The organism is Streptomyces maremycinicus (assembly GCF_001184025.1).
GTDB lineage: Bacteria > Actinomycetota > Actinomycetes > Streptomycetales > Streptomycetaceae > Streptomyces > Streptomyces maremycinicus.
Genome location: NZ_BBYG01000014.1, coordinates 272685 through 296522, shown reverse-complemented (window position 1 = coordinate 296522; position 23838 = coordinate 272685). Strand labels below are relative to the sequence as shown.

The window sequence follows — 23838 nt, the reverse complement described above, 5'->3', positions numbered from 1 at the left end:
GGCAGCGCCGCCACCAGGCCCGGTCCCGGCCCGGCCGCCACCGGCGGCAAGCCGCTCCAGCTTGAAGCTCACGATCTACGGGCCGTCGTACCGGGTGTCCTTCCCCCAGACGAAGACCTCGGTGCTCGGCAGGCGTGCGGAGAAGCGGCCCGACGCGGAGGCGTCCCGCAGCAGCCGGCGCAGGTCCGCCTCGAAGTCGGCGCGGCGCGTGCCGAACAGACGGGGGGCCGAGAACGACATCGAGAACACCCCCGCGACGACGTCGTCGACCGTGCGCTCGATGACTTGGCCGCCGGGCACGACATGGCGTCGCGGACCGGAGAATCCGGCCCGGGCGAGTACCGCGGCCTCACCGTCGGGCGTGCCCCGCGGCAGCACGCCGCGGCCCGCCCGCCGGACCGGCCCGAGCCAGCGTTTGACCAGTTCCTCGATCGCCGCCCCGGGCACGGCCGGAAGGGGCAGGCCCTCGGCGGTGAGCGTCCCGGTCTTCAGGTCGGAGATGTGCACCAGGGCCCCGCCGGTCTCGAGCATGTCCCAGGTGATCGCCGCCACCCGCTCGCGGTCCATCCAGTGGAAGGACTGGCCGAAGGTGGCGACGGTGAACCGCCCCAGACCCGCGGGCAGTTCCTCGGCCCGGATCCGCACCCACCGCGCCTTGCCGGTCACTCCTCGCGCACCGGCCTCGCGCCGCGCCTCGGCGATCATCTCGGCGTCCGGGTCCACGCCGACGACCTCACGGAACAGCGGGGCCAGAGCCAGGGCGAGGATCCCCGGCCCGCAGCCGACGTCGACGAGGCGCCCGTGCCCGTCGAGCCCCAGGATCCCGGCCAGCGCGTCCGCCAGCCCGGGGGCATAGGGGAGCCGGCCGCGCCGGTAGTGGGCGGCGGTACCCGCGAACAACGTCTCGTCCCATTCCCATCCGGCCACCACCGTCCGCCCACCGCCTCCGCAGAGATACCCCTTTGTCCGGTTGCCGATGATCCCACGGCCCCGGCGGCGTACCCGCCGTTCCGACCTCCCCCTCGGGCCGCCGGACAGTGAACGCACAGGTCCCTCACAGTGAGGCCGGGGGGTGGTGGCGCCGCACCCGCGCGGCACCGAGGGATAACCCTCGAAGCGCCCGGACTTGGCTGACATGCCACTGTCAAGCCTGACATTCTCCCACCCAACTGCCGCACTCCAGCGGCAAGTCGACTTCCCTTGTTCACGGTCCCGCACAAGTCAGCTCGTCCCGGACAGCACACCCGTCTGCCCGGTCTGTCACCGGCCGTACCCCGCGGCCGCCGCAGTAGGAGTACGAGTGAGACCCAACCCCCGCAAGCGGACCACGGTCGGAGCGGCCCTGCTCTCCACCGCCGCACTCGTGGCCCTCGGTGTCCAGACGGTCCCGGCCACCGCGCTGCCCGCAGCCCCCCACCCCAGCCCCGTGCGCACCGGTGGCCTGCCCGCCGACCTCACGCCCGCCCAGCGCACCACCCTGATCAGGAGCGCCGAGGCGAGGACGACGGACACGGCCGAGTCGCTCGGTCTCGGCGCCCAGGAGAAGCTGCTCGTCAAGGACGTCGTGAAGGACAACGACGGCACCCTGCACACGCGTTACGAGCGCACCTTCGCCGGTCTGCCCGTCCTCGGCGGCGACCTCGTCGTGCACACGCCCCCGGCCTCACTGGCCGCGGGCACGGTGAGCACCACCTTCAACAACAACCGCCGCACCGTCTCGGTCAGGTCCACGACCGCCACGTACGGCAAGGCGGCCGCCGAGTCCAAGGCCCTGACGGCCGCCAAGGCGCTCGACGCCCGGAACCCCGCCGCCCAGAGCGCGCGCAAGGTGATCTGGGCGGGCGAGGGCACGCCCAAGCTCGCCTGGGAGACCGTGGTGAGCGGCCTCCAGGACGACGGCACGCCGAGCAAGCTGCACGTCGTCACCGACGCCGCCACGGGCGCGGAACTCTCCCGGTTCGAGGGCGTCCAGACCGGCACCGGCAACAGCCAGTACAGCGGCACCGTCACCATCGGCACCACGCTGTCCGGCTCGACGTACCAACTGAACGACACCACGCGCGGCACGCACAAGACCTACAGCCTCAACAACGCGACGTCCGGCACCGGCACCCTGATGACGGACGCCGACGACACGTGGGGGACGGGCTCCGGCTCCAACACCCAGACCGCCGGCGTCGACGCCCACTACGGCGCCCAGGTGACGTGGGACTTCTACAAGAACACCTTCGGCCGCAGCGGCATCAAGAACGACGGTGTCGCCGCCTACTCCCGCGTCCACTACAGCACGGCGTACGTCAACGCCTTCTGGGACGACGACTGCTTCTGCATGACCTACGGCGACGGCACCAGCAGCACCCACGCGCTGACCTCGCTGGACGTCGCGGGCCACGAGATGAGCCACGGCGTCACCTCCAACACCGCGAACCTCAACTACACGGGTGAGTCGGGCGGTCTGAACGAGGCCACCTCCGACATCTTCGGCACCGGTGTGGAGTTCTACGCGAACAACTCGTCCGACGTCGGCGACTACCTCATCGGCGAGAAGATCGACATCAACGGCGACGGCACCCCGCTGCGCTACATGGACGAGCCCGACAAGGACGGCGGCTCCGCCGACAGTTGGTACTCCGGCGTCGGCAACCTGGACGTCCACTACTCCTCGGGCCCGGCGAACCACATGTTCTACCTGCTCTCCGAGGGCAGCGGCAGCAAGACCATCAACGGCGTCACCTACAACAGCCCGACCTCCGACGGCGTCGCCGTCGCGGGCATCGGCCGGGCCGCCGCCCTCCAGATCTGGTACAAGGCGCTGACGACGTACATGACGTCCAGCACCAACTACGCCGGCGCCCGCACCGCCGCCCTCAACGCGGCCACGGCGCTGTACGGCTCCGGCTCCACCCAGTACGCCGGCGTCGGCAACGCCTTCGCCGGCATCAACGTCGGCAGCCACATCACGGTCCCGACGACGGGCGTCACGGTGACCAACCCGGGCAGCCAGTCCGCCACCGTCGGCACCGCGGTGAGCCTCCAGATCTCCGCCAGCAGCAGCAACAGCGGCTCCCTGACCTACGCCGCGACCGGTCTGCCGGCCGGCCTGTCGATCAACAGCTCGACGGGTCTGATCTCCGGCACGCCGACCACGGCCGGCTCCTCCAGCACCACCGTCACGGTCACCGACAGCACCGGCGCGACCGGTACGGCGGCCTTCACCTGGACGGTCAGCACCTCAGGCGGCGGCGGGTCCTGCACCTCCACGCAACTGCTGGGCAACGCGGGCTTCGAGTCGGGCAACACCACCTGGACGGCGAGCAGCGGAGTGATCACCAACTCCAGCAGCCAGGCGGCCCGCACCGGCTCCTACAAGGCCTGGCTCGACGGCTACGGATCGACCCACACCGACACGCTGACCCAGTCGGTGACGATCCCGAGCGGCTGCACCAAAACCACGTTCACGTTCTACCTGCACGTCGACTCGGCCGAGACCAGCACCAGCACCGCGTACGACAAGCTGACGGTCACCGCCGGATCCACCACCCTGGCCACCTACTCCAACCTCAACAAGGCCACCGGGTACGTCCAGAAGTCCTTCAGCCTCGGCTCCTTCGCGGGCTCCACCGTGGCGCTGAAGTTCTCGGGCGTCGAGGACTCCTCGCTCCAGACCAGCTTCGTCGTGGACGACACCGCCGTCACGACCGGCTGATCACGACGGTCTGATCACCACCTGCGGATCACCCTGGCTGATCCGCTCGGACCGACGACGTCCCGCACACGGGCTCCCTCCGTGTGCGGGACGTCGTCGTACGTGTCCGGTCGGGTTCAGCTCAGGGGATCGAGCGTCAGATACGCCTGACGCGGCGAGCCGTCGTGGACGAGGGACTCCTGCTGCCCGACGTCGTCGAAGGCGAACGCGTACGCCTTGCCGTCCGCCATCTGCGCGTGGATCTTGCGGGCGTAGTGGTTGGTCACCGCGTCCTGGTAGAAGTTGGCCGCCGTGGTGTCCGGCTGGTTGGGGTTGACCAGGAGCGTGGAGCGGTTGAAGCCCGCGCACAGCGTGCGCGAGATCGGTCCGCGCACGGCGTCGTTCGGCGCGTCCAGCAGTCTGTGGCAGCCGAAGATGCTGGCCGCGTCAGGCTTCTGGAAGCTGGTCACGACCGCGCCCGAGGTGTTGGTGAAGTTCATGACCCCGCCGGAGACCCGCCCGTAGTACTTGGTGCCCGGCTGGTCGGCGAACGGGGTGACGGTCAGGGTGCTCGTCGCGTACTTCTGCCAGACCCGGTTGACGTAGTCGTCCATGACGTTGGCCGGGAGTGCGCCCGTCTCCACCCCGTACAGCGGTGCCAGAGCGCGCAGCACGGTGCCGTCCGACCGGGTCTGGATCAGGTTCGCCCAGCCGCCGGGCTGTCCGCGCAGCGCGTTGAAGAAGCCGGTGTAACCGCCCGACTTGAGGTGTCCGGTGCTGGCGGTGGTCCCGTCGGCACGCTGCACGCCGACCGCGTACGGCGCGGAGAACATGTCGACCTGCGTGCTGTTCAGCCACAGCCCGGAGTCGTTCAGTGTGTACTCCGACCAGTTGAACAGGATGTTCCGGTTCGGGTCGGTCGGGTTCTGGACCGCCGGCTGCACCAGCCCGCCGGTGGTCAGCCGGAAGTCGAGCTTCTGTCCGTAGGAGAAGTAGACCCGGCCGGAGAACTTGGGGATGCGGATGGTCGCGGACTGTCCGGCGGCCGGGCCAGGGATCGAGGCGTCGGGCGCCGGGGTGGGCGGGTTGCCGCCGGCGGGCCAGGCGTGGAAGGTGCCGTTGGCGTCCGCCCAGCCCTGCCGGCCCGTCGACAGCTGGGTGCCGAGGTTGTAGACGTACAGGGCTTCGCCACGCCCCGAGTTGTTGGTGATCTTCAGCGGGATGGTGTCGGGGACGGCCGCCTGGGCGGCCGGGGGGCCGAACGAGAGCAGCGCGCCGGCGAGAGCGGCGGCTCCGGCGATTCTGAGTGTGAGTGTGATCTTCGAGAGCACTCTCCACCTCCGTGCGGGTAGGCCTGTGGGGTTGGTCCGTACCATGTTGAGAGCGCTCTCAAAGTCGCATCGAGGTTGTGCCCATGTCAACAATCTCGGCAGAACCGGGAGCAGAAGAAGCGGCCGAGGCGGCGAAGGGGGCGGGTCCCCGGCACGAATCGTGCCGGGGACCCGCCCCCTTCGCCGGTACCGGTGGTCAGAAGGTGCGCTTCAGCAGCTCCAGCAGCGCGGCCCAGTGCCGCTCGGAGCCCTTCTCGTCGTACGAGGCGGTGTCGGCTTGTGTGTAACCGTGCTCGGCGCCGGCGTAGACCTCGCAGGTGTGCCGGACGCCCGCCGCCGTGAGGGCCCGCTCGAAGCGCTCGATCTGCTCGGGCGGCAGGGAGTGGTCGTTGTCGGCGTGGCCGAAGTACACCTCCGCCGTGATGTGTTCGGCCGCCAGGTGGGGGCTGTCCGGTGCGTCGGTCGCGAGCCGCCCGCCGTGGAAGCCGGCCGCCGCCGCGACCCGGTCCGGATACCCGCCGGCGGTCCACAGGACGAGCCGGGCGCCCATGCAGTACCCGGTCAGCGCCACCGGACCGTCCGCGACGAGCGGGCTCTCCTCCAGCCACCGCAGATAGGCCCCGGCGTCCCGCACGGCCGACTCGGAGGTCAGGGACCGGATGAGCGGGCCCAGGGCCTCGAAGATCTCCGGCCGGGCCGCGGGGTCGATGAACTCCGGCATCGGTACGACCGGGGCGCGTCCGTGCCGGTAGAACACGTTCGGGACCAGCACCGTGTAGCCGGCCTCGGCGAGCCGGTCGGCCATCGCCCGCAGGTGCGGACGCAGCCCGAAGGCGTCCTGGTAGAGCAGCACGCCCGGCCGGGGGGTTCCGTCACCGGGATGCGCGAGGTAGGCGTCGGCCACGCCGTCCTCGGTGGGGATGTCCACGGCTGTTCCCTGTACGGAGGTCATGCGGGGTGCCTCTCTGCGCGGTGTACTACGGCGGGCGGGCGGGCGGGCGAGCGAGCGTCCGGCCCGGCGGGGCCGGGCAGCGACCATCGTTGCATGCGCCATCGACCTGCCCGCCGGGACCCCCGGTGAGGGCTGCCGGGGTGCGGTGGGCGCTACTCGAACCGGGAGGTGTCACCCGCCCCGTGCCGCACGATCTGCGCCTCGCCCTCGGAGAAGTCGATGACCGTGGTCGGCTCGGTGCCGCAGTCGCCGGAGTCCAGCACGCCGTCCACCACGTGGTCGAGCCGGTCCTTGATCTCCCAGCCCTGGGTCATCGGCTCGTCCTCGCCGGGCAGCAACAGGGTGCTGGACAGCAGCGGTTCACCGAGTTCTGCGAGCAGGGCCTGGGTGACCCCGTGGTCCGGGATGCGCACGCCCACCGTCTTCTTCTTCGGGTGCTGGAGCATGCGCGGCACCTCCTTGGTCGCCGGGAGGATGAAGGTGTAGCTGCCCGGGGTCGAGGCCTTGATCGCGCGGAACACGTCCTTGTCCACCCGTACGAACTGACCGAGCTGCGCGAAGTCCTGGCACACGAGGGTGAAGTGGTGCCGGTCGTCCAGGTCGCGGATGGCCCGGATCCGGTCGATGCCGTTCTTGCTGCCCAGCCGGCAGCCCAGCGCGTAGCAGGAATCCGTCGGGTACGCGATCAGCGCGTCCGCCCGGATGGCGGCCGCGACCTGGGAGATGGTGCGGGGCTGGGGGTTCTCGGGGTGCACGTCGTAGTACTTCGCCATTGGCCGAGCTTATGCCGTGCCGCGGGGTGGCCGCCCCGCAGGACCGCCGTGCGGCTCGCCCGGGGGAGGTCCGGCTGTCGGCGCGCAGCCCCGGTGCCGACCCGGGGTCGGACTCCCGGCCCTGCCGCATCCGCGCGCCGCGTGAGGTGGTCGAGCCGGGTCGGCGCCGGGAAGCGACGCAGCCGACGGGAGTACAGGGGCGCGGAGCCGCCGGGTTACCTCGCTTGACATAGGTATGACGCGATACCTATTCTCCCTGTCATGTCCGACACCAGCGCATCCTCCGGGAGCATCGACCGCGTGGCCTCCGAGCTCGCGGCCCGGCTCCCCGCGCTGCACCGGGCCCTGGACCGCCGGGTCGCGGCCACCTACCCGCATCCCAAGCCCCCCGAGGGGCAGCTCCTGCTGCTGAAGTTCGTCGCGCAGCGCGAGGGCGCCACCGTGCGCGAGGCCGCCGAGGCCCTGCTGATGAAGCCCAACAACGTCAGCGCCCTGGTCTCGCAGCTCACCGGGCTCGGACTGCTGGAGCGCCGGCAGGACGGCGCCGACAAGCGGGTCGCCCACCTCCACCTGACGGCCACCTCGCGCCGGCGGCTGACCGAGGTCGGCGACCTGGAGACGGCCTTCCTCGCCGAGGCGCTGGCCTCTCTCACCGAGGGTGAGATGGGCGCGCTCGGCGCTGCGCTGGACGCGCTCGGCTCACTGACGCGCCACCTGCACACCGCGGCCCACTGACCGGCTCCGGCGCCCTCGCCGGCCCGTCTCCTCCCGGCCCGTCTCCCCCCGGTCCGGCGCTCTCCGGCTCCGCACTCCCTGGCTCGGCTCTCCCGGACCCTGTACTCCCCGGCTCGGCTCTCCCGGGCTCCGCGCTCCCCGACGGCTCTCCGCCCGGGGAGCCTCGTGTGCGCCCGGGGCGTCCGGGGCGCCCGCCGATACCTCCGTGTCCGCCACCTCCTCCGTTCTGCCGTCTTCGCCGTTCCCGCCACCTCCTCCGTCTCCTCGGTCACAGCACCCCGTACACAGACAAGGCTCCTCCATGCCGTCCACCTCCGTGGATCACTCCGGCGCGCCCGCGCGCACCGCCGCGCCGGCCGCGTCCCCGGCCCCCGGCCGTCTGCGCTCCAACCCCTGGCTCACGCTCTGCGCGGTCGCCTTCGGGCTGTTCATGGTGCCGACGGGTCCGTCGTCGCCATCGCCAACCCCGCCATCGGCCGCGACCTGAACGCCTCAACCGCCCAGCTCCAGTGGGTGACCAACTCCTATCTGCTCGCCCTCGCCGCCACCCTCATCCTGGGCGGCAAGCTGGGCGACCGCTTCGGCCGGCGTACGTTCTACCTGGTGGGCGTGGCCGGCTTCGCGCTCTCCTCGGTCGCCATCGGCCTGTCCGGCTCCGTCGGGGGCGTCATCGCCTTCCGCGCCGTCCAGGGAGTCTTCGGCGGTCTGCTGATGCCCAACACCCTGGGCCTGCTGCGCGCGGTGTTCCCGCCCAGGAAGTTCGGCATGGCCGTGGGCATCTGGGCCATGGTCTCCGCCGTGTCCACGGCGCTGGGCCCGATCGTCGGCGGCCTGCTGGTGGAGAACGTCAGCTGGGAGTCGGTGTTCTACATCAACCTGCCCATCGGCGTCGTCGCGTTCGCCTTCAGCGCCGTCGTCCTCCCGCAGTCCAGGAACCCCACCGGGCACCACCGCTTCGACGTCCCCGGCGTGGTCCTCCTCGCCCTCGGCCTGCTCAGCGTCGTCTTCGGTGTCGTCAAGGGCGAGACCTGGGGCTGGACGTCCGCCGGCACCTGGGGCGCGATCCTGGCCGGAGTCCTCCTGCTGGTCCTCTTCGGCTGGTACGAGACCCGTGTCGCGCACCCGCTGCTGCCGATGCGGCTCTTCCGCAGCTCCGCGCTCACGGTCGGCACGGTCATCACCGCGCTCAACTTCTTCGTGCTGCTCGGCGCGGTCTTCTTCGTCATGCTGTACCTCCAGAACGTGCGCGGCTGCACACCCGTAGAGGCGGGTGTCCGCACCCTCCCGCTGAGCCTCGCCTCGCTGGTCGCCTCGCCGCTCGGCGCCGCGCTCACCGGCCGGTTCGGCGCCCGGCTCACCATGCCGCTCGGCATGGCCCTCCAGGCCGCCGCCTGCTTCGGCCTGCTCACCTGGTCCACGGACTCCTCCTACGCCACGATGTGGCCGCCGTTCGTCGCACTCGGCCTCGGCGTCGGCATGGTGATGGCGGCCTCCTCCGACGCCATCGTCGGCAACGCCCCCGTACAGGACGGCGGGGTGGCCGGCGGACTCCAGGCCACCACGCTCCAGATCGGCGGCGCCCTCGGCACCTCGGTCCTGGTCTCCGTGATCAGCGCCCGGGTCGGCTCCACCCTCGGCGGCGAACTCACCGGCGCCGGAGTCCCCGCCGCCGCGGCCGACGGGCTGAAGGAGGCCACGGACGCCGTCGCGATGGGCGTCGCGCCCGTCTCGGACGCCATGCCCGCACACCTGCAGGCGGCCGTCGTCGAGGGCAGCGGACAGGCCTTCATGAACGGCCTGCACGCCGCCTCGGTCGTCACCGGCCTGCTGTGTGTCGCGGGAGCCGTCCTGGCCGCCGTCGGCATCAGGAAGTCCGCCTCCGGCTGACCGCCACGGCCGCGCCCGCGGTGCCCCCGTTCCGCGGGCGGACGTTCCGGTCCGCGTGAGGTAACGTCCCCGACCGATATGACTGGTTCGGCCCGCACGGGCCGTGAGGGACGAGGAGAGCGCCGACATGGCCGGCCGGGACGAAGGGAATCCCCACACCGACGCGGCGGACGACGCCGGTCCGGCGTGGGCGCGGGAACTCCTCGGACATCTGCGCCCCACCGGCGGCGACCTCGACAGAGTCCTCGACTGGCTGGCGGACACGCTCGACGCGGACGTCTCCCTGCGCGACGACACGGGCGCCTCGCTCGCCGGACCGCTCACCCCGCTGGACGAGACCCTGGTCGCCGCCGTCACCGGCGGCCGGCTGGCCTCCGCCGCCTGGGAGGGCGAGGGCAGGTTCGTCCGTCTGATCAGGGTCGAACTCCCGCGGCCCGCCACGTCGGGCGTGCTCGCCGTGACCCGGACCAGCCCCTTCGACCGGCGCGCCGCCGCCATCGTCACGCACACCGTGGGTGTCCTCGGACTCCTGCTGCGCGCCCAGGAGACGGCCGCGACCGGACACCGGCTGGCCCGAGCCACCGCCGACCTGCGGCTGGCCATCCTCCAGCTGCTCATGGTCGAGGACACCGTCGCCGCCCGCCGCGTCGCCGCGGGCCTGTGGCCAGGACTGCTCGACACCGACACCGCCTGCGTCTACGTGGTCGAGACCAGCCCCGAGGAACGCGACCGGCTCGCCGCGGCCTGTGTGGCGGCGACCCACGACGAGGCCCTCGTCGTGCGCTGCCCCGCCATGGACGGCCACGTCATCGTCGTCGTACCGGACGACAGCGCGGGCCGGGCGCTGCGTGCCCTGTGCGACCGCTACGCCGGAGCCTTCCTCGGCGGCAGCGCCCGCCAGAGCCTCGCCCGCACCGCCACCGCCTACGGACAGGCCGTCAGCGCCCTCGCCGTGGCCCGCTTCCGGCCCGACAAGACCGCCCTCTACGCCGAACGCACCCACCCCGAACGCCTGATGGACCCCGAGGTCCTGCGTACCTGGACGACCCGGCTGCTGCGCCCCCTCGACACCCTCCCGCACCACACCCGCGCCGAACTCCTCGCCACCACCCGGCTCGGCCTGGAGTTCACCGCCGTCAACGCGGCGAAGGTCCTCGGCGTCAGCCGCAACACCGTCCGCGCCCGCATGGAGCGCGTCGAGAACCTGCTGCGCGCCGACTTCTCCGACCTCACCGTCCGGGCCGCCGTCCACCTCGCGCTCCACACCCAGGTGGCCATCGCCGGGAACCGGACGGCAAGCGCGGAGGCCCCCGCCCGGCTCGGCGAGCTGCTCGGCGGCCCCGCCCTGCGCGTCTGGGCGCGGGAACTGCTGGCCCGCCTCGACTCCGACGGCCGGGACCTGCGCGGCACGCTGCGCGCCTGGATAGTGGCCGGCGGCAACGCCGAACGCGCCGCCCACCTGCTCGGTGTGCACGCGCAGACCGTCCGCGAACACGTGCGCAGCGCCGAACCCGTCCTCGAACGCCAGCTTCTCGCGGCCGGCAGCGACCTGTACGAGGTCGTCCTGGCCCATGTGGCGGCGGGCGACCTGGACCAGCCCGACCTGCACGAACCGGCCCAGCGGACGGAATCGGGCCATCCGGACGCACCTGTGCACAGGTGAGCCCTCCGTCGGCCGGAGCGGGCATCGACACGATTCCCAGCCGCTCGCCGGGCACGTACTTTCGAGGAGCGGCGGGGGTACGACCGGAACGGGGGACCGGTCGCACCCCCGCGCTCCGTCCTCAGTCCCGCAGCCGGATCGGGATCTCCTGCCAGCCGCTCGCGATGAACGAGGGCACCTGCCGCAGCTCCGGGGCCCCGGAGTCCAGCCGCAGACCGGGGAACCTGTCGAACAACGCGGGCAGCGCCGTCAGCGCCTCCATCCGGGCCAGCGGCGCCCCGATGCACCGGTGCACCCCGATCCCGAAGGCCAGATGGTCGTCCGCCGCCCGGGCCGCGTCGAACACGTCCGCGTCCGCCCCGTAGTGCGCCGGGTCCACGTTCGCCGCAGCGTACGTCGTGATGACGGCGTCCCCGGCCGGGATCGTCACCTCTCCCACCGCGATGTCCTCGACGGCGAACCGCAGCGGCAGCGTGGCGATCGGCGGGTACAGGCGCAGCGTCTCCTCGACGACCGCCTCCCAGCCGATGTCGCCCCGGCGGACCGCCGCCAGCTGCTCGGGCCGCCGCAGCAGCGCCACCGCCGCGTTCCCTATGAGGTTCACCGTCGTCTCGAAACCGGCGCCGATGACCAGCAGCAGCGTGTACAGCAGCTCCTCGTCGCCGAGCCGGTCGCCCTCCTCGTCGCGCACGCGGATCAGCTCGGTCGTCATGTCGTCGCCCGGGTGCTCGCGCTTGTACGCGATCAGGCCGCCCAGCACCGTGCCGATCTGCTCCTGGACGTACGCGGCGTGCTCCGGCGTCGGGTCGGTGGTGTCCATGATGGCCGCGACCAGCCGGACCTGGGCCTCGCGCAACTCGTCCGGCACCCCGAACAGTTCACAGACGATCTGCATCGGCAGCGGATGCGCGAACGTCGCCTTCAGGTCGGCCGTGTCGTCGCCCTTCTCCAGCGCGTCCAGCAGCTCGGTGGTGATCGCCTCCACCCGGGTGCGCAGCGCCTCGGTGCGCCGGTGGGTGAAGCTCGGCGCCACCAGCTTGCGCAGCCGGGCGTGGTCGGTGCCGTAGGTGGAGAGCATGTTGATCACGCCCACCCAGCCCAGGATCCAGCCCCAGGAGGGGTGTTCGCCGATCTCCGCCCACTGCCGCCAGTGCCGCCGGGGATCCTTGCTGACCCGGGGGTCCAGGATCAGCGCCTTCAGGGTGTCGTACCCGGTGGGCGCCCAGGCCGGAATGCCGCCGGGCAGCTCCACGGGCACCAGCGGCCCGAGGGCGCGCAGCCGGGCGCTCTCGGCGTGCACATCGGTGCCGAACGGGTCGAGGACGATGCGGTCGGTCACGGTCACGAACGGACTCCTGAGGGTTCGGCGGCGGGGGAGCGGGGGCTGAAGCGGACGGGCAGCGCGGTCAGCGAGCGGTGGAACGGGCCGGGCCGCCAGGTCAGCCGGTCGCGGGGCACCACGGGATCGAGGTCGGGCAGCCACTGGGTGAGCCGTTCGATCGCCTCGGTGACCAGCAGCAGCGTGTGCTGCTTCACCGGACAGGCGTGCGCTCCCGCTCCCCACGACAGATGCGAGGCGTCGTTCGGGAGCCGGCTCCCGCCGGCGTCGCGCTCGGCGAGGATCCCGAGCGCCCCGTACGACACCACCACCGGAACCGCGTCGCGCAGCCACACACCGTGGAAGGCCACGGGCCGGCGGACGTAGTAGATGCCGTAGTTCGCGAGCGGCGTCTCGTGGTGCAGCACCTCGACGACCGCGTCCATGACGGGCCGGGCGCCGTCGGTGAGGGTCGAGTAGTAGAGCGGGTTGCCGAGGATCCGCGACAGCGTGTTGGACAGCAGGTTCGCGGTGGGCCCGTAACCGGCGCCGAGGGTGAGGAACACCTGCCAGGTGACCTCCTCCCGGGTCAGCCCGGCCGGGTGGTCGAGGAGCCGGCTCGGCAGGTCGTCGCCGCGCCGCTCGGTCTTGGCGGCGATGAGGTCCAGGACGTACTGGGCGTACTCCGCCTCGCCCACGGTCGCGCGGTCGCCGCCCTCCATCATCTTGCCCACGCCCGAGTGCAGCCGGTCGCCCTGGCTCTCGGGCAGGCCGAACAGGTCGTTGAAGACCAGCGCCATCAGCGGCTCGGCGAAATCCCCGACCAGGTCGGCCTCGCCCCTCGGCCCGATCCGGCCCACCAGCAGCCGCACCGCCCGGTGCACCCGACCCCGCAGGTCGTGCGGCTCCACCAGGTCGAACACGTCGATGAGGGTGGTGCGGTAGCGGACGTGCGCGGCCCCGTCGGCGAACAGGGCGTTGGGCCGCCACCGCATCATGCCGAGCACCGGAGAGTCGTCGGGGACGGTCGACTCCCACGCGCGCGGGTCGTGCGAGAAGGTCTCCTGGTCGTGCAGCACGTCCAGCGCGGCGCGCCGGTCGGTGATCACGTACGCCGGTACTCCGGGCGCCAACTCGCCCCAGCCGACCGGCCCCTGATCGCGCAGTGCCTGGTAGTGGCGGAGCGGGTCGGCCGCGAAGCTCTCGTCCCACAGCCGCACGGGCGCGGAGCGCGCGAAGTCGCGTCGCTCCGGGGGATGGATGGTCACCGTGCCTCCACGGGGTCACGTCCGATCAGATGGTCGACGAGCGCGAGCAGCGCGTCGATCGAGGAGTCGGGGTCCCGCGCGTCGCAGGTCACCATCGGCGTCCCGGGCTCCAGGTCCAGCGCCTGCCGCAGCCGTTCCGCGCCGTGGTGGCGTGGCGCGTCGGGAAAGGTGTTGAGGGCCACCGCGTACGGCAGTCCGCTCTCCTCCACCAGCCCCAGCACGTCGAACGACGCGTCGAGGCGGCGGCTGTCGACGAGGACGAGCGCGCCCAGCGCCCCGTAGGCGATGTCGTCCCACAGCGCGCGGAAGCGCTCCTGTCCGGGCGTGCCGAACAGGTACAGCACGACATCGCCGGGCAGGCTGATCCGGCCGAAGTCGATGGCGACGGTCGTCGTCGACTTCTCCCGCACCCCGGCCAGGTCGTCGACCTCGGCGGACGCCTCGGAGAGGTGTTCCTCGGTGTGCAGCGGCCGGATCTCGGACACCGAGTCGATCAGGGTCGTCTTGCCCACTCCGAACGGCCCCGCGACCAGGATCTTCACCAGGTCGCGGGCGGTGTCGGGCTGGTGGACGGCGCCGGGCGCGCCGGCGCTAGGGGTGGTGTTTGAGGGCGCGGAGGCCATCGGCCACTCTCTTCAGCAGGTCGGGGTCGAACCGTGCGGCGGGCGGGATCGGCGCGCGGGCGAGAACGAGGTCCCGGTCGACGAGGTCGGCCGCCAGCACGCGTACCGCGGAGACCGGCAGCCTGAGCAGCGCCGCCGCCTCCACCACCGCCAGCGAGCCGCCCTCCAGGGTGTCCAGCAGGGCCAGTTCGGCGGCCGGCAGACCGCCCGGCAGCGGCTCCTCGCTGCGGGCGAGCACCGAGAGCCGCTCCAGGTGGGGCCGGCTGGGCCGGGCCACACCGCCGGTCGACAGGTAGGCGGGGACGAGCGGCCGGCCGGCCGGGCGGCGGGTCATGCCGGCGCGTTGTCGTCGGCTCCTCGGGACGCGGCCGCCATGGCCTTCTCACCCAGTCGCGCCACCTGGGAGTGGACCCGGTGCGCCAGCAGGTCGAGCCGCATCTCGCCGTCGCCGTACGCGGCCACGCAGGTGCCGTGGTCGGTCGGCACGATCAGCACATAGCCGTGGTCGGACTCGATGACGATCTGGCGTACCTCGGCCCGTTCCCGGTCGGCGAACGCGGCCGCCGCGGTCCGGCAGGCCCCCTGCACGGTGCTGGTGATGGCGGCCACCCGCTCGGCCGACGGCTGCGACAGGGCGTCGGTGTAGCCCGTCACCAGTCCGTCCCGGGTCAGCATGACGGCGGCCAGCACGTGCGGCACTTGCAGGATCGGCTCCAGCACCCATGCCGTGTCGCCCGTATTACGGCTGGTCATCTCGCCGCTTCCCCCTCGATGTCGGTCTGGTCGGTCTGGTCGGTCTGGTCACTGTGGCCGGCGTGGCCGGTGGCGGTCTGGTCGACGCGGTCGGACCGGGCGGAGCGGCCGGTCCCGTCGGTGCGGTCGGCCGGGGTGCTCCCGTGGCCGCCGACTCCGGCGTTCCCGGGCCGGCCGGCGCCCCCGGCGCCCTCGGTGTCCTCGGCGTCAGCGCGGGCCGCCGCCGTGCCGGACTGGAGCGCGCCGAGCGCGGCCGCCGCCTCCTCCGGTCTGCGCGCGGGCCGTTGCGCGCGGACGCGGGCGGGGTCCCGCGCCGGACCCTCCTCCGGTGCGGCGGCCCGGGTGCGGCGACGGCGCTGGGGCAGGCCGTCGGTGTCCAGGGGCTCGTGATGCCCCGGTGCCGCCTCGGGGACGCCGTTCTCCGTGCCGTAGGCGTGGGAGGGCACCGGCCGGTCGGCCGCGGCCCTGCGGGTGGTGCGCGGCGCGCTCGCGGCCGGCGGCCGGTCGGCCGGGTCGAGACGGCTGAGGAGATGGCTGTCGACCCGCAGCACCGCGCGCACACCGCCGTACGGCGAGGCCGAGGACACATCGACGCTCAGATCGAACTGCCGGGTGAGACGGCCGACGGCGGCCAGCCCCATGCGCGGCGGATCGCCCAGATCGGTGAGCAGGATGAGATCGTCGCCGGCCACCAGCCGCTGGGCGCGGTCGCGTTCGTCCCGCGTCATGCCGAGCCCGGCGTCGTCGATGGTGACGCACACACCGTGGTGGACGTGCTCCAGGCTCACCACGACATCGGTGTCCGGGGCGGAGTGCCGGAGCGCGTTGTCGAGCAGCTCGGCGACGATGATGGCCACCGGCTCGACGGCGTGCGAGACCAGGGCGGTGCCGCTCTCGAGGTGGTTGTGGACCTGGACCCGGTGGTAGCCCGCGAGCCGGGCCTGACCGCCGGTCACGGCGTCCACCAGGTGCGACTCCTCACGCGCCAGCCCGACCCAGGCCCCGCACACCACGGCGGTGACCTGCGCGCGGCGCAGCGACTGCTCGTTCTCGTGGTCCAGCCGGAACAGGGTCTGCGTCAATTCCGGGTCGTCGTAACGTTGCTGGAGTCCGCGCAGCGCGTCCTGGAGCCGGTACAGGGCCGCCTGGATCTCCCGGGTGGCGCCCCGCATCCCGGCCTGCGCGGCCGCGTCGACCCGGGTGCGCTGGGCCGCCACCTCGGACTGGAGCGCCAGCACCACGTTCTCCAGGGCGATGCCCAGCGGGGTGCCGGTGGTCAGCGGCTGGAGCGGGCCCGGTTCGGGCACGTGCGGATGGGCCACCTGGCGGGCGGCGGCGGGCACCCGGTGGTCGGCCAGATGCTCGACCTCCGCCGTGAACGCCCTCAAGGAGCCGTCCAGTCGGGTGCGCAGCGCGGCGATCTCCGCTCGCTGCCGGGTCCGTTGCCGCCGTGACCGCAGCAATTCGCCGCCGAGGGCGAGCGCGGACAGTGTGCCGGCGGCCAGGCCACCGGCCACCAGGTCCGGTAATTCGATCATCGATTCGGTTCCATGGGGGTCGGACGTATCGGTGCTCAGGGCAGGGGTGGGTCCGACGGACTCGGACCGGGCACTCGCAGCACAGTACACACCGTCATCGATCGATCCCGCACGGTTGAGTGAGACTTGGCTCCCAATGTGCCCGGTATCTGTTCACTTCTGCGTCGACTGTCTGAATTGCCGTACGCCACAACGGAGTTGGACGGTCCTGTTGGGCCGTCCGGTCCTACGTTCGCACGGGGGGACTCCGAAGGGGGGCCGTGCTCACCCGTGCCGGTGAGCGCGCGGCGCCCGCGCGTACCACCGGTGTGTCCGCCCCGTTGGCCCGGGCATGGACCGACCTCCGCCCGCACCGCCCCGCGCCGAATGCCCCTCCGGTCTCCTGCACGCCGCCCTGTGGGCGGACCGGCCCGGGTGCCGCGTACCGATCTACGCCCGGCTCGTCGCGGAGTGGCGGGCCCACGGGCGGACGGTGCCCACCCGCCCGGACGTGCCGTGGGTGCCCTCGTCCGCGGTCCGCCGGCTGCGCCGGGACGAGGACGGCACCTTCCGCCCGTGACGCGCTACCGGCCGCACATCGGGGTCAGGACGGCCAGCGTGCCGTTGGCCTGACGCAGGGCCAGCTCCAGTGTGACGGGTGAGTGCAGGGACCCGGTCCCGTCCGGCGGGACCAGCCACTCCAGGGACCGTGCGGCCCGGTAGGGCGGCGGAACCGCCACCCAGGAGCCCCGGCCCGCGCGTCTCAGCCCCGCCCCGACCCACCGGGTACCGGGATCCGGCGGGAGGAAGAAGCCGACCCGGTGCGCCGCGGTGTCCACCAGGGTGGGTCCCGGCACGGGGCGGGACGCCTGCCACAGCAGATCCAGGGTGAGCAGGCCCAGCCGGTCGGGCACGCTGAGGACCTCCCAGTAGCGGCCCGCCTCCAGCAGCGTGATCCCTTCGCCCTGGTCCCACTCCCGCTTGCACAGCCGCGGGTCCGTCGCGGCGGCCGCGAGCCACTCCACGCCCCGCGTCCACATCGCATCGCTCATGTCGGCTCCGTGTGACGTCCGCCCCCGGCCGCATGCCGAGCGGGCATATGCATGCTGGTAGATATTTCTAGGTGGCGGAAGGGGTGGCGAACCGTGGCGTTTCGGTGTGTTTCGTTCGAGTCCCGAGCATCGGTTCGGTGTCCCGGTTCCCCTGAAGCGGGCCCGGCGGCTCCGGTTCAGGGTCCGGTCCCCGTCACGTTCGGCCGCTGCCGCCCTGCGGGACCGGCAGCGGCAGATCCGCCTGGCGCAGCTCCGCCAGCAACTCGTTCTGCCCCGCGAGGAGTTCGGTGAGGATGCGGCGGGCGGCCCGCAGCAGCTCGGCCACATCGCCGCCGGCGAGCGCGTAACTGACCGTCGAGCCCTCACGGATCGACACCACGATCCCGGCGCGGCGCAGCACCGCCAGTTGCTGGGACAGGCTGGACGGCTCGATCTCGATCTCGGCGAGCAGGTCACGAACGGCGACCGGTCCGCCCTGGAGCAGTTCGAGGACCCTGATGCGGACCGGGTGCCCGAGCATGCGGAAGAACTCGGCCTTGGCCTGGTAAAGGGGAACCTGCATGGTCTCTCGCTCGCTCCCTGCCGCGTACGGTGCGTGGTGCGCGATGGCGCGGCGACCCGCCCGGCCGGCCGTGGGCCGCCGCGCGCCACGTGCTGCGTCACGATCCTGGTGGCTGGGGGCTCCGCACACCCGTGTGATGCGGTGATCTGGATGTCTCGAGATGAAGAAATCTTCAATTCGAGGGCATGCGAAGCCGCTGGCCACCCGGTCGGTTACACCTCGAGTTCGGCTTCGATCCGCTTCAACTGGTGACGGGCCATCGCCAGGTTGGACCGTCCGCGGTCCAGTACGAGGTAGAGGAACAGCCCGCTGCCGCCACGGCCCTTGAGCAGCCGGATGAGGTGGTACTGGCTCGCGAGCGTGATCAGGATGTCCTCGATCTCACCCTTGAGGCCCAGGTGCTCCATGGTGCGGACCTTGGCGCGGATCACATCGGTGTTGCCGGCCGCGGCCACGTTCAGATCGAGGTCCTTGCCTCCGCCGAGCGTGCCGAGTGCCATGCCGCTCGTGTAGTCCACGACGGCGACCCCCACCGCCCCCTCGATCGCGGTCATCGTCTCCTTCATCGAGATCTCCAGATTCGCCACGGCGCTTCTCCTGCCGCTCGCGCGGGCCCGGGCTCCTCCGGCCCCGCTGGTCCCCCGAACGTACGGAGCGTGTCCCCCGAGTGGGTGACACGCTTCGGGACTGGCCCGAGGAGCTTCGGAACAGGCGGATACCTGAGCCCTTTTGAGCGTGCGCGTACGGGAGTTGAGCGGATCGACGGTACGGGCGCGGAACACGTGAGGGGACACGCTTGGGCGGGGCGGGGCGGGGTGGGGTAGGGAGACGGTCGCGGTCAGTGCGTGGGCAGCCACTTCTCCAGGGCGCCGATGAGGCGGTCGAGGGCGGGCGCGTCGGTGGAACGGTCCGTCATGACCGTGCGGCCGTCGAACTGGAGCGTGTACTGGAACTTGTCGGCCGACCCCATGTCGATCGCGAAGGCGGGGACGTCGGCGAGCGCCGGATCTCCGAGCAGGGTGCGCAGCGTCGTGAACTGGGCCGCGGTGGTGCGGCGCACCGCGGACTCGCCGCTGTCGGTGGTCCGGACCGTGCCGTCGCCACGGAGGACCACCTGCCGGTTCACCCCGGCGAAGCCACCGGTGACGGTCATGGTCACCAGCTTCTGGTCCGGGCCGGTGACGGGCACCGGCGTCGGGCTCGCCGGGGCCGGGACCGACCCCGAGGCCGGGGGAGAGGCCGACCCGGAGGTGCCGGAGGAGGAGGGGGCCAGTGAGGAGGGGACGGGTGAGGACGGGGTGTCGGAGACGGTCACCGAGACGGTGGTCTCGTCCGTCGGCTCCGCCGCCTTCCCGTCGTCCCCGGAAGAGCAGCCGGTGAGCGCCAGCGCCGCGGCCGCGCACACCATCACCGAACTCCGTGTGAGCACCGTCGCCTCCTCGTGTACCTCGTGTGCGTCTCGTGCCTGCGCCTCGTGCCCCGGTGTGTCATGTTCCTGAGCATGCGGCCCTGAGTACCCGGCATGACAGGGTGTCATGCCGCCGGTCCCCATGCCCCGCGTGCGCCCGGCCCTTCGTGTCGCTTGCGGGCGGGCCGGGGGAGCGGGCAGGGTTCCGTGCCGTGGCCACTTTGCTGATCGTCCATCACACCCCCTCGCCCAACTGCCAGGCCCTTTTCGAAGCGGTCCTCTCGGGCGCCACGGCTCCCGAGATCGAAGGGGTCCGGGTCGAACGCCGGGCCGCCCTCGCCGCGACCGCCTCCGACGTCCTGGCGGCCGACGCCTATCTGCTGGGCACGCCGGCCAACCTCGGCTACATGTCCGGCGCGCTGAAGCATTTCTTCGACCAGGTGTACTACCCCTGCCTCGACGCCACGCGTGGCCGGCCCTTCGGCTACTACGTGCACGGCGGCAACGACGTCACCGGCGCGGTGCGCGGCATCGAGACCGTCACCACCGGCCTGGGCTGGCGGCGCGCGGCCGAACCGGTCACCGTCACCGGGGAACCCGGCAAGGCGGACGTGACGGCCTGCTGGGAACTGGGCGCCACGGTCGCGGCCGGTCTGATGGAGTGACGGGGGCCGGGCCGCCTCGCGTCACTGCCGGACGGCCGCGTCCGACGTCGGCGCCGTGACTCCGGTGCCTGGCGTCAATGCCCGCCCGGGCCGGGCAGGCAGGTTCCCTCGACAGTGCGCCCGACGACCTCCGCCGTCGCGTGACCTTCGACGTCGACGGTCCCGTTGACGCACACCTTGCCTTCGCCGCCCCCTACGAGCAGGTCGTGCAGGGGTGCCAGGAAGTTGCCCCGCACCTCGATCTGCGGCGCCTTGAGGCCGAGCGCCTGGGCAGCGGCCGCCCGCAGACCGTCCAGGGTGGTCCCCTCGGCCGCCGCGAGTTCCTGGAGTGCCGCGGCCAGCGCCGCCGCCTTCGGTTGCGCCTGCCGCCGTTGCGCGGCGGTGAGGGGCTGGGTCTCCCGGTAGGCGTGGTTCTCGGCGACCCGCTGGTCCCAGCCGTAGGTGATGCACGCGGACGGCGAGGCCTGGGTGTCCTCGGGCGGCGGGCAGAAGCCCTTGGCCTGCGCCGAGGCGGCGGCCGAGGGCGGGGAGGCTGGCGGGCCGGCCGCCCGGGGGTCGTCGGACGGGTCGGCGCATCCGGCGGCGAGAGTGAGGGCGAGCAGGGCCGGCGCAACCGGGGCACCGAGCCGCCGCCGTGGCCGCAGCCCCGACCGGCGTGACCGCAGGCGTGTCATGCCTCGATCATGTCAGGCGGGCACCGGCCCGGGCCACGAGGTCAGTTCCACAGCGGGTACGTGACCACGCGACCGAACTGCTCAGGCCTGTCGCCGAGGTAGGTGAGGGTCATCCGGGTCCAGTGCTGCACCTGCGGGTTCTTCTTCCACGCCTGCGGCCGGTCCAGCTTCACGACGACGGCGTACGGATGGAAGGCGCCCGCCGCGCAGTACGGATCGCAGTCGTTGACGACGTTGACACCGGTGGCCCGCGCCGACTTCGTGCCCCAGCTGTCCCAGTGCAGCGAGACCAGGCGGCTGTTGCCGTCGCCGCACGCCAGGATGAAGTCACCGGGCCGCACCTTGGCATGCCAGAGGCAGTCGACCAGAACGGGCGGTGCGGCCTGCCGTACGGCAGCCGCACGGGCCGCGGACGGGGCGGCGGCCGGTGCGGCGGAGGCCGAGCCGATGGTCGCCGAGCCGACGGTCGCCGTGAGGCCCAGCGCCGCGCTGAGCATGACCGCTGTTCTCGTCGTGTGTCGCATGTCGGCTCCCGCCCGCCCGACCGGGAGCCGTCTGTTTCCGCGCCCGGAGAAGTTCTCTACCGACGCTACGACGGCGAGCGGAAGGCGACCACTCGAACGGCCCAGAGCCCGCGCCCCCTCACCGCGAGGAGCGGACGCCTGAGCCCGGACGCCTGAGGCCGGACGCCTGAGGCCGGACGCCTCATCCCGGGATGCCGGACGCCGGAGACCTGACGTCGAACGCGAACGGCGGTCGGGCCAGGCCGGTCCTGTCCGCGCCGCGCCGCACCGGCACCGGCTAGGAGACGTCCGCCCGTGCCGCCTGGCTTCCTCCCGCTCCTCCGGCGCTCCCCGCCGCCGCGCCGTCCGTCACGACCACGACGATCTCGTCCGTACGGCTCCAGACCCGTAAGTCGGCCTTGGCGGGATTGAGCCGGACCTGACGGCCGCCCGCGGGCACCGCGGCGGAGCCGTGACAGCGGTAGCCGATCGCGCACTCGCTCCGGTCGCGCGCCGCCGCCACGACCGTGGCGAACGACGCGGGACGGCCGGGCGGCACATAGAGATGCGCCGGACGCAGCCGTAGTGCGCTGCCGCCGGCGGCGAACAGTTCCTCGAACACCGCGGCCAGGTGTCCGTTCTGCGAGACCTGTGCCATGAGCAGCCCCGTCAGCTGTCCGCCGACGACCGCTTCGGAGTCCGGCCCTAGGGGGGCCAGGGCGCGGTTGCGTTCGTCGGCGAGTTCCGCGACCACCGGCACGGCGTACCCGGCCTCCTGCGCGAGGGACCGCAGGATCAGCAGGACGATCAGGGTGCGGTGGTCCGGCGGTCCGGCCGCTTCCCCGGAGTCCGGCCCGAGCACGATGATCCGCTCGTAGGAGCCCGGGTCGAGAGCGCGCAGGGACGAGGGATCGGTCGGATCGGCGGTCGAGAAGGTGACGGCGAGCCCGTCGAAGCCCGCGGGTTCCCTGCGCGGCTCCGGTACCGGCGGCGTCGGAGCCGCGTCCGCCGCATCCGTGACGACGTGCAGGACCGCGCCCGGCCGGGCGCGGCGGCGCAGCTGGTCGACCAGGTGGGGCGCCCGACGGTTCCAGCCCAGCAGCAGGAAACGCGAGGGTTCGGCCGCGCCCGCGTCGGGCTCGGTCGGCGCGGGCGGCTCCACCAGGTCGCGGCAGTCCTCCCAGCGCGGGGTGTCCTCGTCCGGTGCCACGACCACGGGGCGGTCCCCGGGCGCGACGACGGTCTCCGGCGGTGGGTTGAGCAGGACGGTGCCGTCGGCTCGCACCAGCCCGGCCACCGCCGCCGTCGCGCAGTCGAGCAGGACGTCCCCGAAGCGGCGGCCCGCGAGTTCGGGAGCGGCGGCGAGGTAGAACTCGTCGCCCGCGAAGTCGAGGAGTTCCCGCAGCACGGCGGTCAGGCCCGGGTGCAGCGCGGAATGCGCGATGAGGCCGGCCGCCGTCCGGTCGGACTCCAGCACGATGCCCCGCGGACCGGCGGCGAGGCGGGCCGCCACGCGGTACCGCTCGTCCCGTACGCAGGCGACGACGGGCGGGCCCGCGTGTTCGCCGAGGACGGCACGCAGGGCCAGCAGCGTCCGTACGGTCTCGGTGTCCCCGGCGGTCTCCGCGGCGGGCAGGACCAGCACCGTCCTCGCAGAAGCCGGACTGACCAGCCCGAGCGCCTCGGGGTCGGCCGTGGAGCCGCTGCGGCAGATCAGCCGCGTGGTGCCGGTCGGTCCGAGCGCGGCCGCCAGTGCCTCCTCCATCTCGGTCTTGTCCCGGTCGGCGAGGACGACGACCGCGCCCCAGCGTTGACCGGCGCGCGCCGCGACCAGCTCGCCGACCACCGTGAACACCTGCTCCGACCAGCCGAGCACCACCGAGTGGCCCGCCTCCACCACGGTGGAGCGGCCTCGGCGCAGTTCGGTGAGGCGGTCGGTGAGACCGGTGGTGATCACGCCGATCAGGGTCGACACGTACAGCAGGGCCATCAGGCCGAGCAGCACGCCCAGCAGCATCCGCAGCGGGGCTCCGGTCACCGCGCCCAGCCGCAGGGTCTCCGCACTGACCCGCCACACCGCGATCAGCCGGCCCGACAGTGAACGCGGCGCGGAGGGGTCCGTCCACACCAGCAGCGCACTCGCCGGTACGACGATGCCGAGGCAGGTCACCGCCAGCCATCCGACCAATCTGCCGGTGCTGCGCGCCAGTGTGTTGTCGAACCGGTAGCGCATCCGCTCCCGTAACGAAACCGGCCCTCGCCGCTGCCCTTCCACCACGCCCCCTGTCTCCCGCCGGCCGACTGCCGTCGCCCCCTGAACTCGCAGGGTGCTGCCCGGAGTGCCGCGACACGCCGTGGGAATCCCCGTGTTCACCCTTTCGGGAGGGCGGGCCGCTCCCACGGCTGAAAACGTGCGCCGAGCAGGGTGGATCCCCGGTCGGGCATGGTCATTTCCAGCCGTTGTTTTGG

General features: G+C 72.7%; 22 protein-coding genes and 1 pseudogene. 6 read left to right on the top strand and 17 right to left on the bottom strand.

Annotated elements, in window-relative coordinates:
- Positions 1–75: 75 nt before the first annotated feature.
- Complete coding sequence (locus AOQ37_RS19560; protein WP_062645851.1) at positions 76–930, bottom strand: class I SAM-dependent methyltransferase; 855 nt, start codon at positions 928–930, stop codon at positions 76–78.
- Positions 931–1300: 370 nt separating this feature from the next.
- Here AOQ37_RS19560 and AOQ37_RS19555 point away from each other — a divergent pair, with 370 nt between their 5' ends.
- Entirely contained in the window at positions 1301–3706 is a 2406-nt protein-coding gene (locus AOQ37_RS19555; protein WP_062645850.1) for a M4 family metallopeptidase, read from the top strand.
- Positions 3707–3822: 116 nt separating this feature from the next.
- On the opposite strand, the gene AOQ37_RS19550 is transcribed toward AOQ37_RS19555, so the two are convergent.
- The 3 genes from AOQ37_RS19550 to AOQ37_RS19540 all read right to left on the bottom strand — a co-directional run bounded on the left by AOQ37_RS19550 (position 3823) and on the right by AOQ37_RS19540 (position 6741).
- Positions 3823–5061, bottom strand: a complete 1239-nt coding sequence (locus AOQ37_RS19550) for a glycoside hydrolase family 64 protein (protein ID WP_062645849.1) — start codon at positions 5059–5061, stop codon at positions 3823–3825.
- 151 nt (positions 5062–5212) lie between these two features.
- Positions 5213–5968: a dienelactone hydrolase family protein gene (locus tag AOQ37_RS19545; protein WP_062645848.1), complete on the bottom strand. Its 756-nt coding sequence runs from the start codon at positions 5966–5968 to the stop codon at positions 5213–5215.
- A gap of 152 nt (positions 5969–6120) precedes the next feature.
- Positions 6121–6741, bottom strand: a complete 621-nt coding sequence (locus tag AOQ37_RS19540) for an L-threonylcarbamoyladenylate synthase (RefSeq protein ID WP_062645847.1) — start codon at positions 6739–6741, stop codon at positions 6121–6123.
- A 261-nt stretch (positions 6742–7002) separates the two neighbouring features.
- Here AOQ37_RS19540 and AOQ37_RS19535 point away from each other — a divergent pair, with 261 nt between their 5' ends.
- From AOQ37_RS19535 to AOQ37_RS19525, 3 genes and pseudogenes are all read left to right on the top strand, one after another.
- Positions 7003–7476 (top strand): MarR family winged helix-turn-helix transcriptional regulator, encoded by a 474-nt coding sequence (locus tag AOQ37_RS19535; protein ID WP_062645846.1) that lies wholly within the window; start codon positions 7003–7005, stop codon positions 7474–7476.
- A gap of 379 nt (positions 7477–7855) precedes the next feature.
- Positions 7856–9363, top strand: a pseudogene (locus tag AOQ37_RS19530) (MFS transporter).
- A gap of 127 nt (positions 9364–9490) precedes the next feature.
- Positions 9491–11026, top strand: a complete 1536-nt coding sequence (locus AOQ37_RS19525; protein ID WP_062645845.1) for a helix-turn-helix domain-containing protein — start codon at positions 9491–9493, stop codon at positions 11024–11026.
- A gap of 121 nt (positions 11027–11147) precedes the next feature.
- On the opposite strand, the gene AOQ37_RS19520 is transcribed toward AOQ37_RS19525, so the two are convergent.
- The 6 genes from AOQ37_RS19520 to AOQ37_RS19495 are packed head-to-tail and all read right to left on the bottom strand — an operon-like array spanning position 11148 to position 16526.
- Positions 11148–12371 carry a cytochrome P450 family protein gene (locus tag AOQ37_RS19520; protein WP_062645844.1) on the bottom strand — a complete coding sequence of 408 codons (1224 nt, stop codon included), beginning with the start codon at positions 12369–12371 and terminating at the stop codon, positions 11148–11150.
- A complete protein-coding gene (locus AOQ37_RS19515) occupies positions 12368–13612 on the bottom strand; it encodes a cytochrome P450 family protein (protein WP_062645843.1) in 1245 nt (414 codons plus the stop codon). Before AOQ37_RS19515 ends, AOQ37_RS19520 begins: the two co-directional genes overlap by 4 nt.
- Complete coding sequence (locus tag AOQ37_RS19510) at positions 13609–14235, bottom strand: GTP-binding protein (RefSeq protein WP_062645842.1); 627 nt, start codon at positions 14233–14235, stop codon at positions 13609–13611. Before AOQ37_RS19510 ends, AOQ37_RS19515 begins: the two co-directional genes overlap by 4 nt.
- On the bottom strand, positions 14204–14569 hold the full coding sequence (locus tag AOQ37_RS19505) for a DUF742 domain-containing protein (protein WP_062645841.1): 366 nt from the start codon (positions 14567–14569) through the stop codon (positions 14204–14206). Before AOQ37_RS19505 ends, AOQ37_RS19510 begins: the two co-directional genes overlap by 32 nt.
- The gene (locus AOQ37_RS19500; RefSeq protein ID WP_062645840.1) at positions 14566–14988 is read right to left on the bottom strand and encodes a roadblock/LC7 domain-containing protein; all 423 of its coding nucleotides are present in this window, start codon (positions 14986–14988) and stop codon (positions 14566–14568) included. The genes AOQ37_RS19505 and AOQ37_RS19500 overlap by 4 nt, the downstream gene beginning before the upstream one ends.
- Complete coding sequence (locus AOQ37_RS19495) at positions 14985–16526, bottom strand: ATP-binding protein (protein ID WP_234436956.1); 1542 nt, start codon at positions 16524–16526, stop codon at positions 14985–14987. The genes AOQ37_RS19500 and AOQ37_RS19495 overlap by 4 nt, the downstream gene beginning before the upstream one ends.
- A 331-nt stretch (positions 16527–16857) precedes the next feature.
- Here AOQ37_RS19495 and AOQ37_RS19490 point away from each other — a divergent pair, with 331 nt between their 5' ends.
- The gene (locus AOQ37_RS19490; RefSeq protein WP_062645839.1) at positions 16858–17085 is read left to right on the top strand and encodes a hypothetical protein; all 228 of its coding nucleotides are present in this window, start codon (positions 16858–16860) and stop codon (positions 17083–17085) included.
- Positions 17086–17089: 4 nt separating this feature from the next.
- Here AOQ37_RS19490 and AOQ37_RS19485 read toward each other — a convergent pair whose 3' ends face one another.
- From AOQ37_RS19485 to AOQ37_RS19470, 4 genes are all read right to left on the bottom strand, one after another.
- Positions 17090–17557, bottom strand: a complete 468-nt coding sequence (locus tag AOQ37_RS19485; RefSeq protein WP_062645838.1) for a hypothetical protein — start codon at positions 17555–17557, stop codon at positions 17090–17092.
- A 193-nt stretch (positions 17558–17750) separates the two neighbouring features.
- Entirely contained in the window at positions 17751–18119 is a 369-nt protein-coding gene (locus AOQ37_RS19480) for an ArsR/SmtB family transcription factor (protein ID WP_062645837.1), read from the bottom strand.
- Positions 18120–18331: 212 nt separating this feature from the next.
- Positions 18332–18706 carry a hypothetical protein gene (locus tag AOQ37_RS19475; RefSeq protein ID WP_028806388.1) on the bottom strand — a complete coding sequence of 125 codons (375 nt, stop codon included), beginning with the start codon at positions 18704–18706 and terminating at the stop codon, positions 18332–18334.
- A gap of 251 nt (positions 18707–18957) precedes the next feature.
- Entirely contained in the window at positions 18958–19548 is a 591-nt protein-coding gene (locus AOQ37_RS19470; protein WP_234436955.1) for a hypothetical protein, read from the bottom strand.
- A gap of 191 nt (positions 19549–19739) precedes the next feature.
- Between AOQ37_RS19470 and AOQ37_RS19465 the strand changes: the two genes are divergently transcribed.
- Entirely contained in the window at positions 19740–20192 is a 453-nt protein-coding gene (locus AOQ37_RS19465) for a flavodoxin family protein (RefSeq protein ID WP_062645835.1), read from the top strand.
- Positions 20193–20266: 74 nt separating this feature from the next.
- Here the strand turns inward: AOQ37_RS19465 and AOQ37_RS19460 are convergent, their stop codons facing one another.
- The 3 genes from AOQ37_RS19460 to AOQ37_RS19450 all read right to left on the bottom strand — a co-directional run bounded on the left by AOQ37_RS19460 (position 20267) and on the right by AOQ37_RS19450 (position 23602).
- A complete protein-coding gene (locus tag AOQ37_RS19460) occupies positions 20267–20866 on the bottom strand; it encodes a hypothetical protein (RefSeq protein ID WP_062645834.1) in 600 nt (199 codons plus the stop codon).
- Between the two features lie 41 nt (positions 20867–20907).
- Entirely contained in the window at positions 20908–21390 is a 483-nt protein-coding gene (locus AOQ37_RS19455) for a hypothetical protein (RefSeq protein ID WP_062645833.1), read from the bottom strand.
- Positions 21391–21667: 277 nt separating this feature from the next.
- A complete protein-coding gene (locus AOQ37_RS19450; RefSeq protein ID WP_062645832.1) occupies positions 21668–23602 on the bottom strand; it encodes a CASTOR/POLLUX-related putative ion channel in 1935 nt (644 codons plus the stop codon).
- Positions 23603–23838: the final 236 nt, after the last annotated feature.

Coding starts and splice junctions, on each gene's coding strand:
- AOQ37_RS19525 (WP_062645845.1), top strand. CDS start 9,491: ATGGCCGGCCGGGACGAAGGGAATCCCCACACCGACGCGGCGGACGAC.
- AOQ37_RS19505 (WP_062645841.1), bottom strand. CDS start 14,569: ATGACCCGCCGCCCGGCCGGCCGGCCGCTCGTCCCCGCCTACCTGTCG.
- AOQ37_RS19550 (WP_062645849.1), bottom strand. CDS start 5,061: ATGGTACGGACCAACCCCACAGGCCTACCCGCACGGAGGTGGAGAGTG.
- AOQ37_RS19480 (WP_062645837.1), bottom strand. CDS start 18,119: ATGCAGGTTCCCCTTTACCAGGCCAAGGCCGAGTTCTTCCGCATGCTC.
- AOQ37_RS19500 (WP_062645840.1), bottom strand. CDS start 14,988: ATGACCAGCCGTAATACGGGCGACACGGCATGGGTGCTGGAGCCGATC.
- AOQ37_RS19455 (WP_062645833.1), bottom strand. CDS start 21,390: ATGCGACACACGACGAGAACAGCGGTCATGCTCAGCGCGGCGCTGGGC.
- AOQ37_RS19485 (WP_062645838.1), bottom strand. CDS start 17,557: ATGAGCGATGCGATGTGGACGCGGGGCGTGGAGTGGCTCGCGGCCGCC.
- AOQ37_RS19450 (WP_062645832.1), bottom strand. CDS start 23,602: ATGCGCTACCGGTTCGACAACACACTGGCGCGCAGCACCGGCAGATTG.
- AOQ37_RS19460 (WP_062645834.1), bottom strand. CDS start 20,866: ATGACACGCCTGCGGTCACGCCGGTCGGGGCTGCGGCCACGGCGGCGG.
- AOQ37_RS19510 (WP_062645842.1), bottom strand. CDS start 14,235: ATGGCCTCCGCGCCCTCAAACACCACCCCTAGCGCCGGCGCGCCCGGC.
- AOQ37_RS19540 (WP_062645847.1), bottom strand. CDS start 6,741: ATGGCGAAGTACTACGACGTGCACCCCGAGAACCCCCAGCCCCGCACC.
- AOQ37_RS19495 (WP_234436956.1), bottom strand. CDS start 16,526: ATGATCGAATTACCGGACCTGGTGGCCGGTGGCCTGGCCGCCGGCACA.
- AOQ37_RS19545 (WP_062645848.1), bottom strand. CDS start 5,968: ATGACCTCCGTACAGGGAACAGCCGTGGACATCCCCACCGAGGACGGC.
- AOQ37_RS19490 (WP_062645839.1), top strand. CDS start 16,858: ATGGACCGACCTCCGCCCGCACCGCCCCGCGCCGAATGCCCCTCCGGT.
- AOQ37_RS19535 (WP_062645846.1), top strand. CDS start 7,003: ATGTCCGACACCAGCGCATCCTCCGGGAGCATCGACCGCGTGGCCTCC.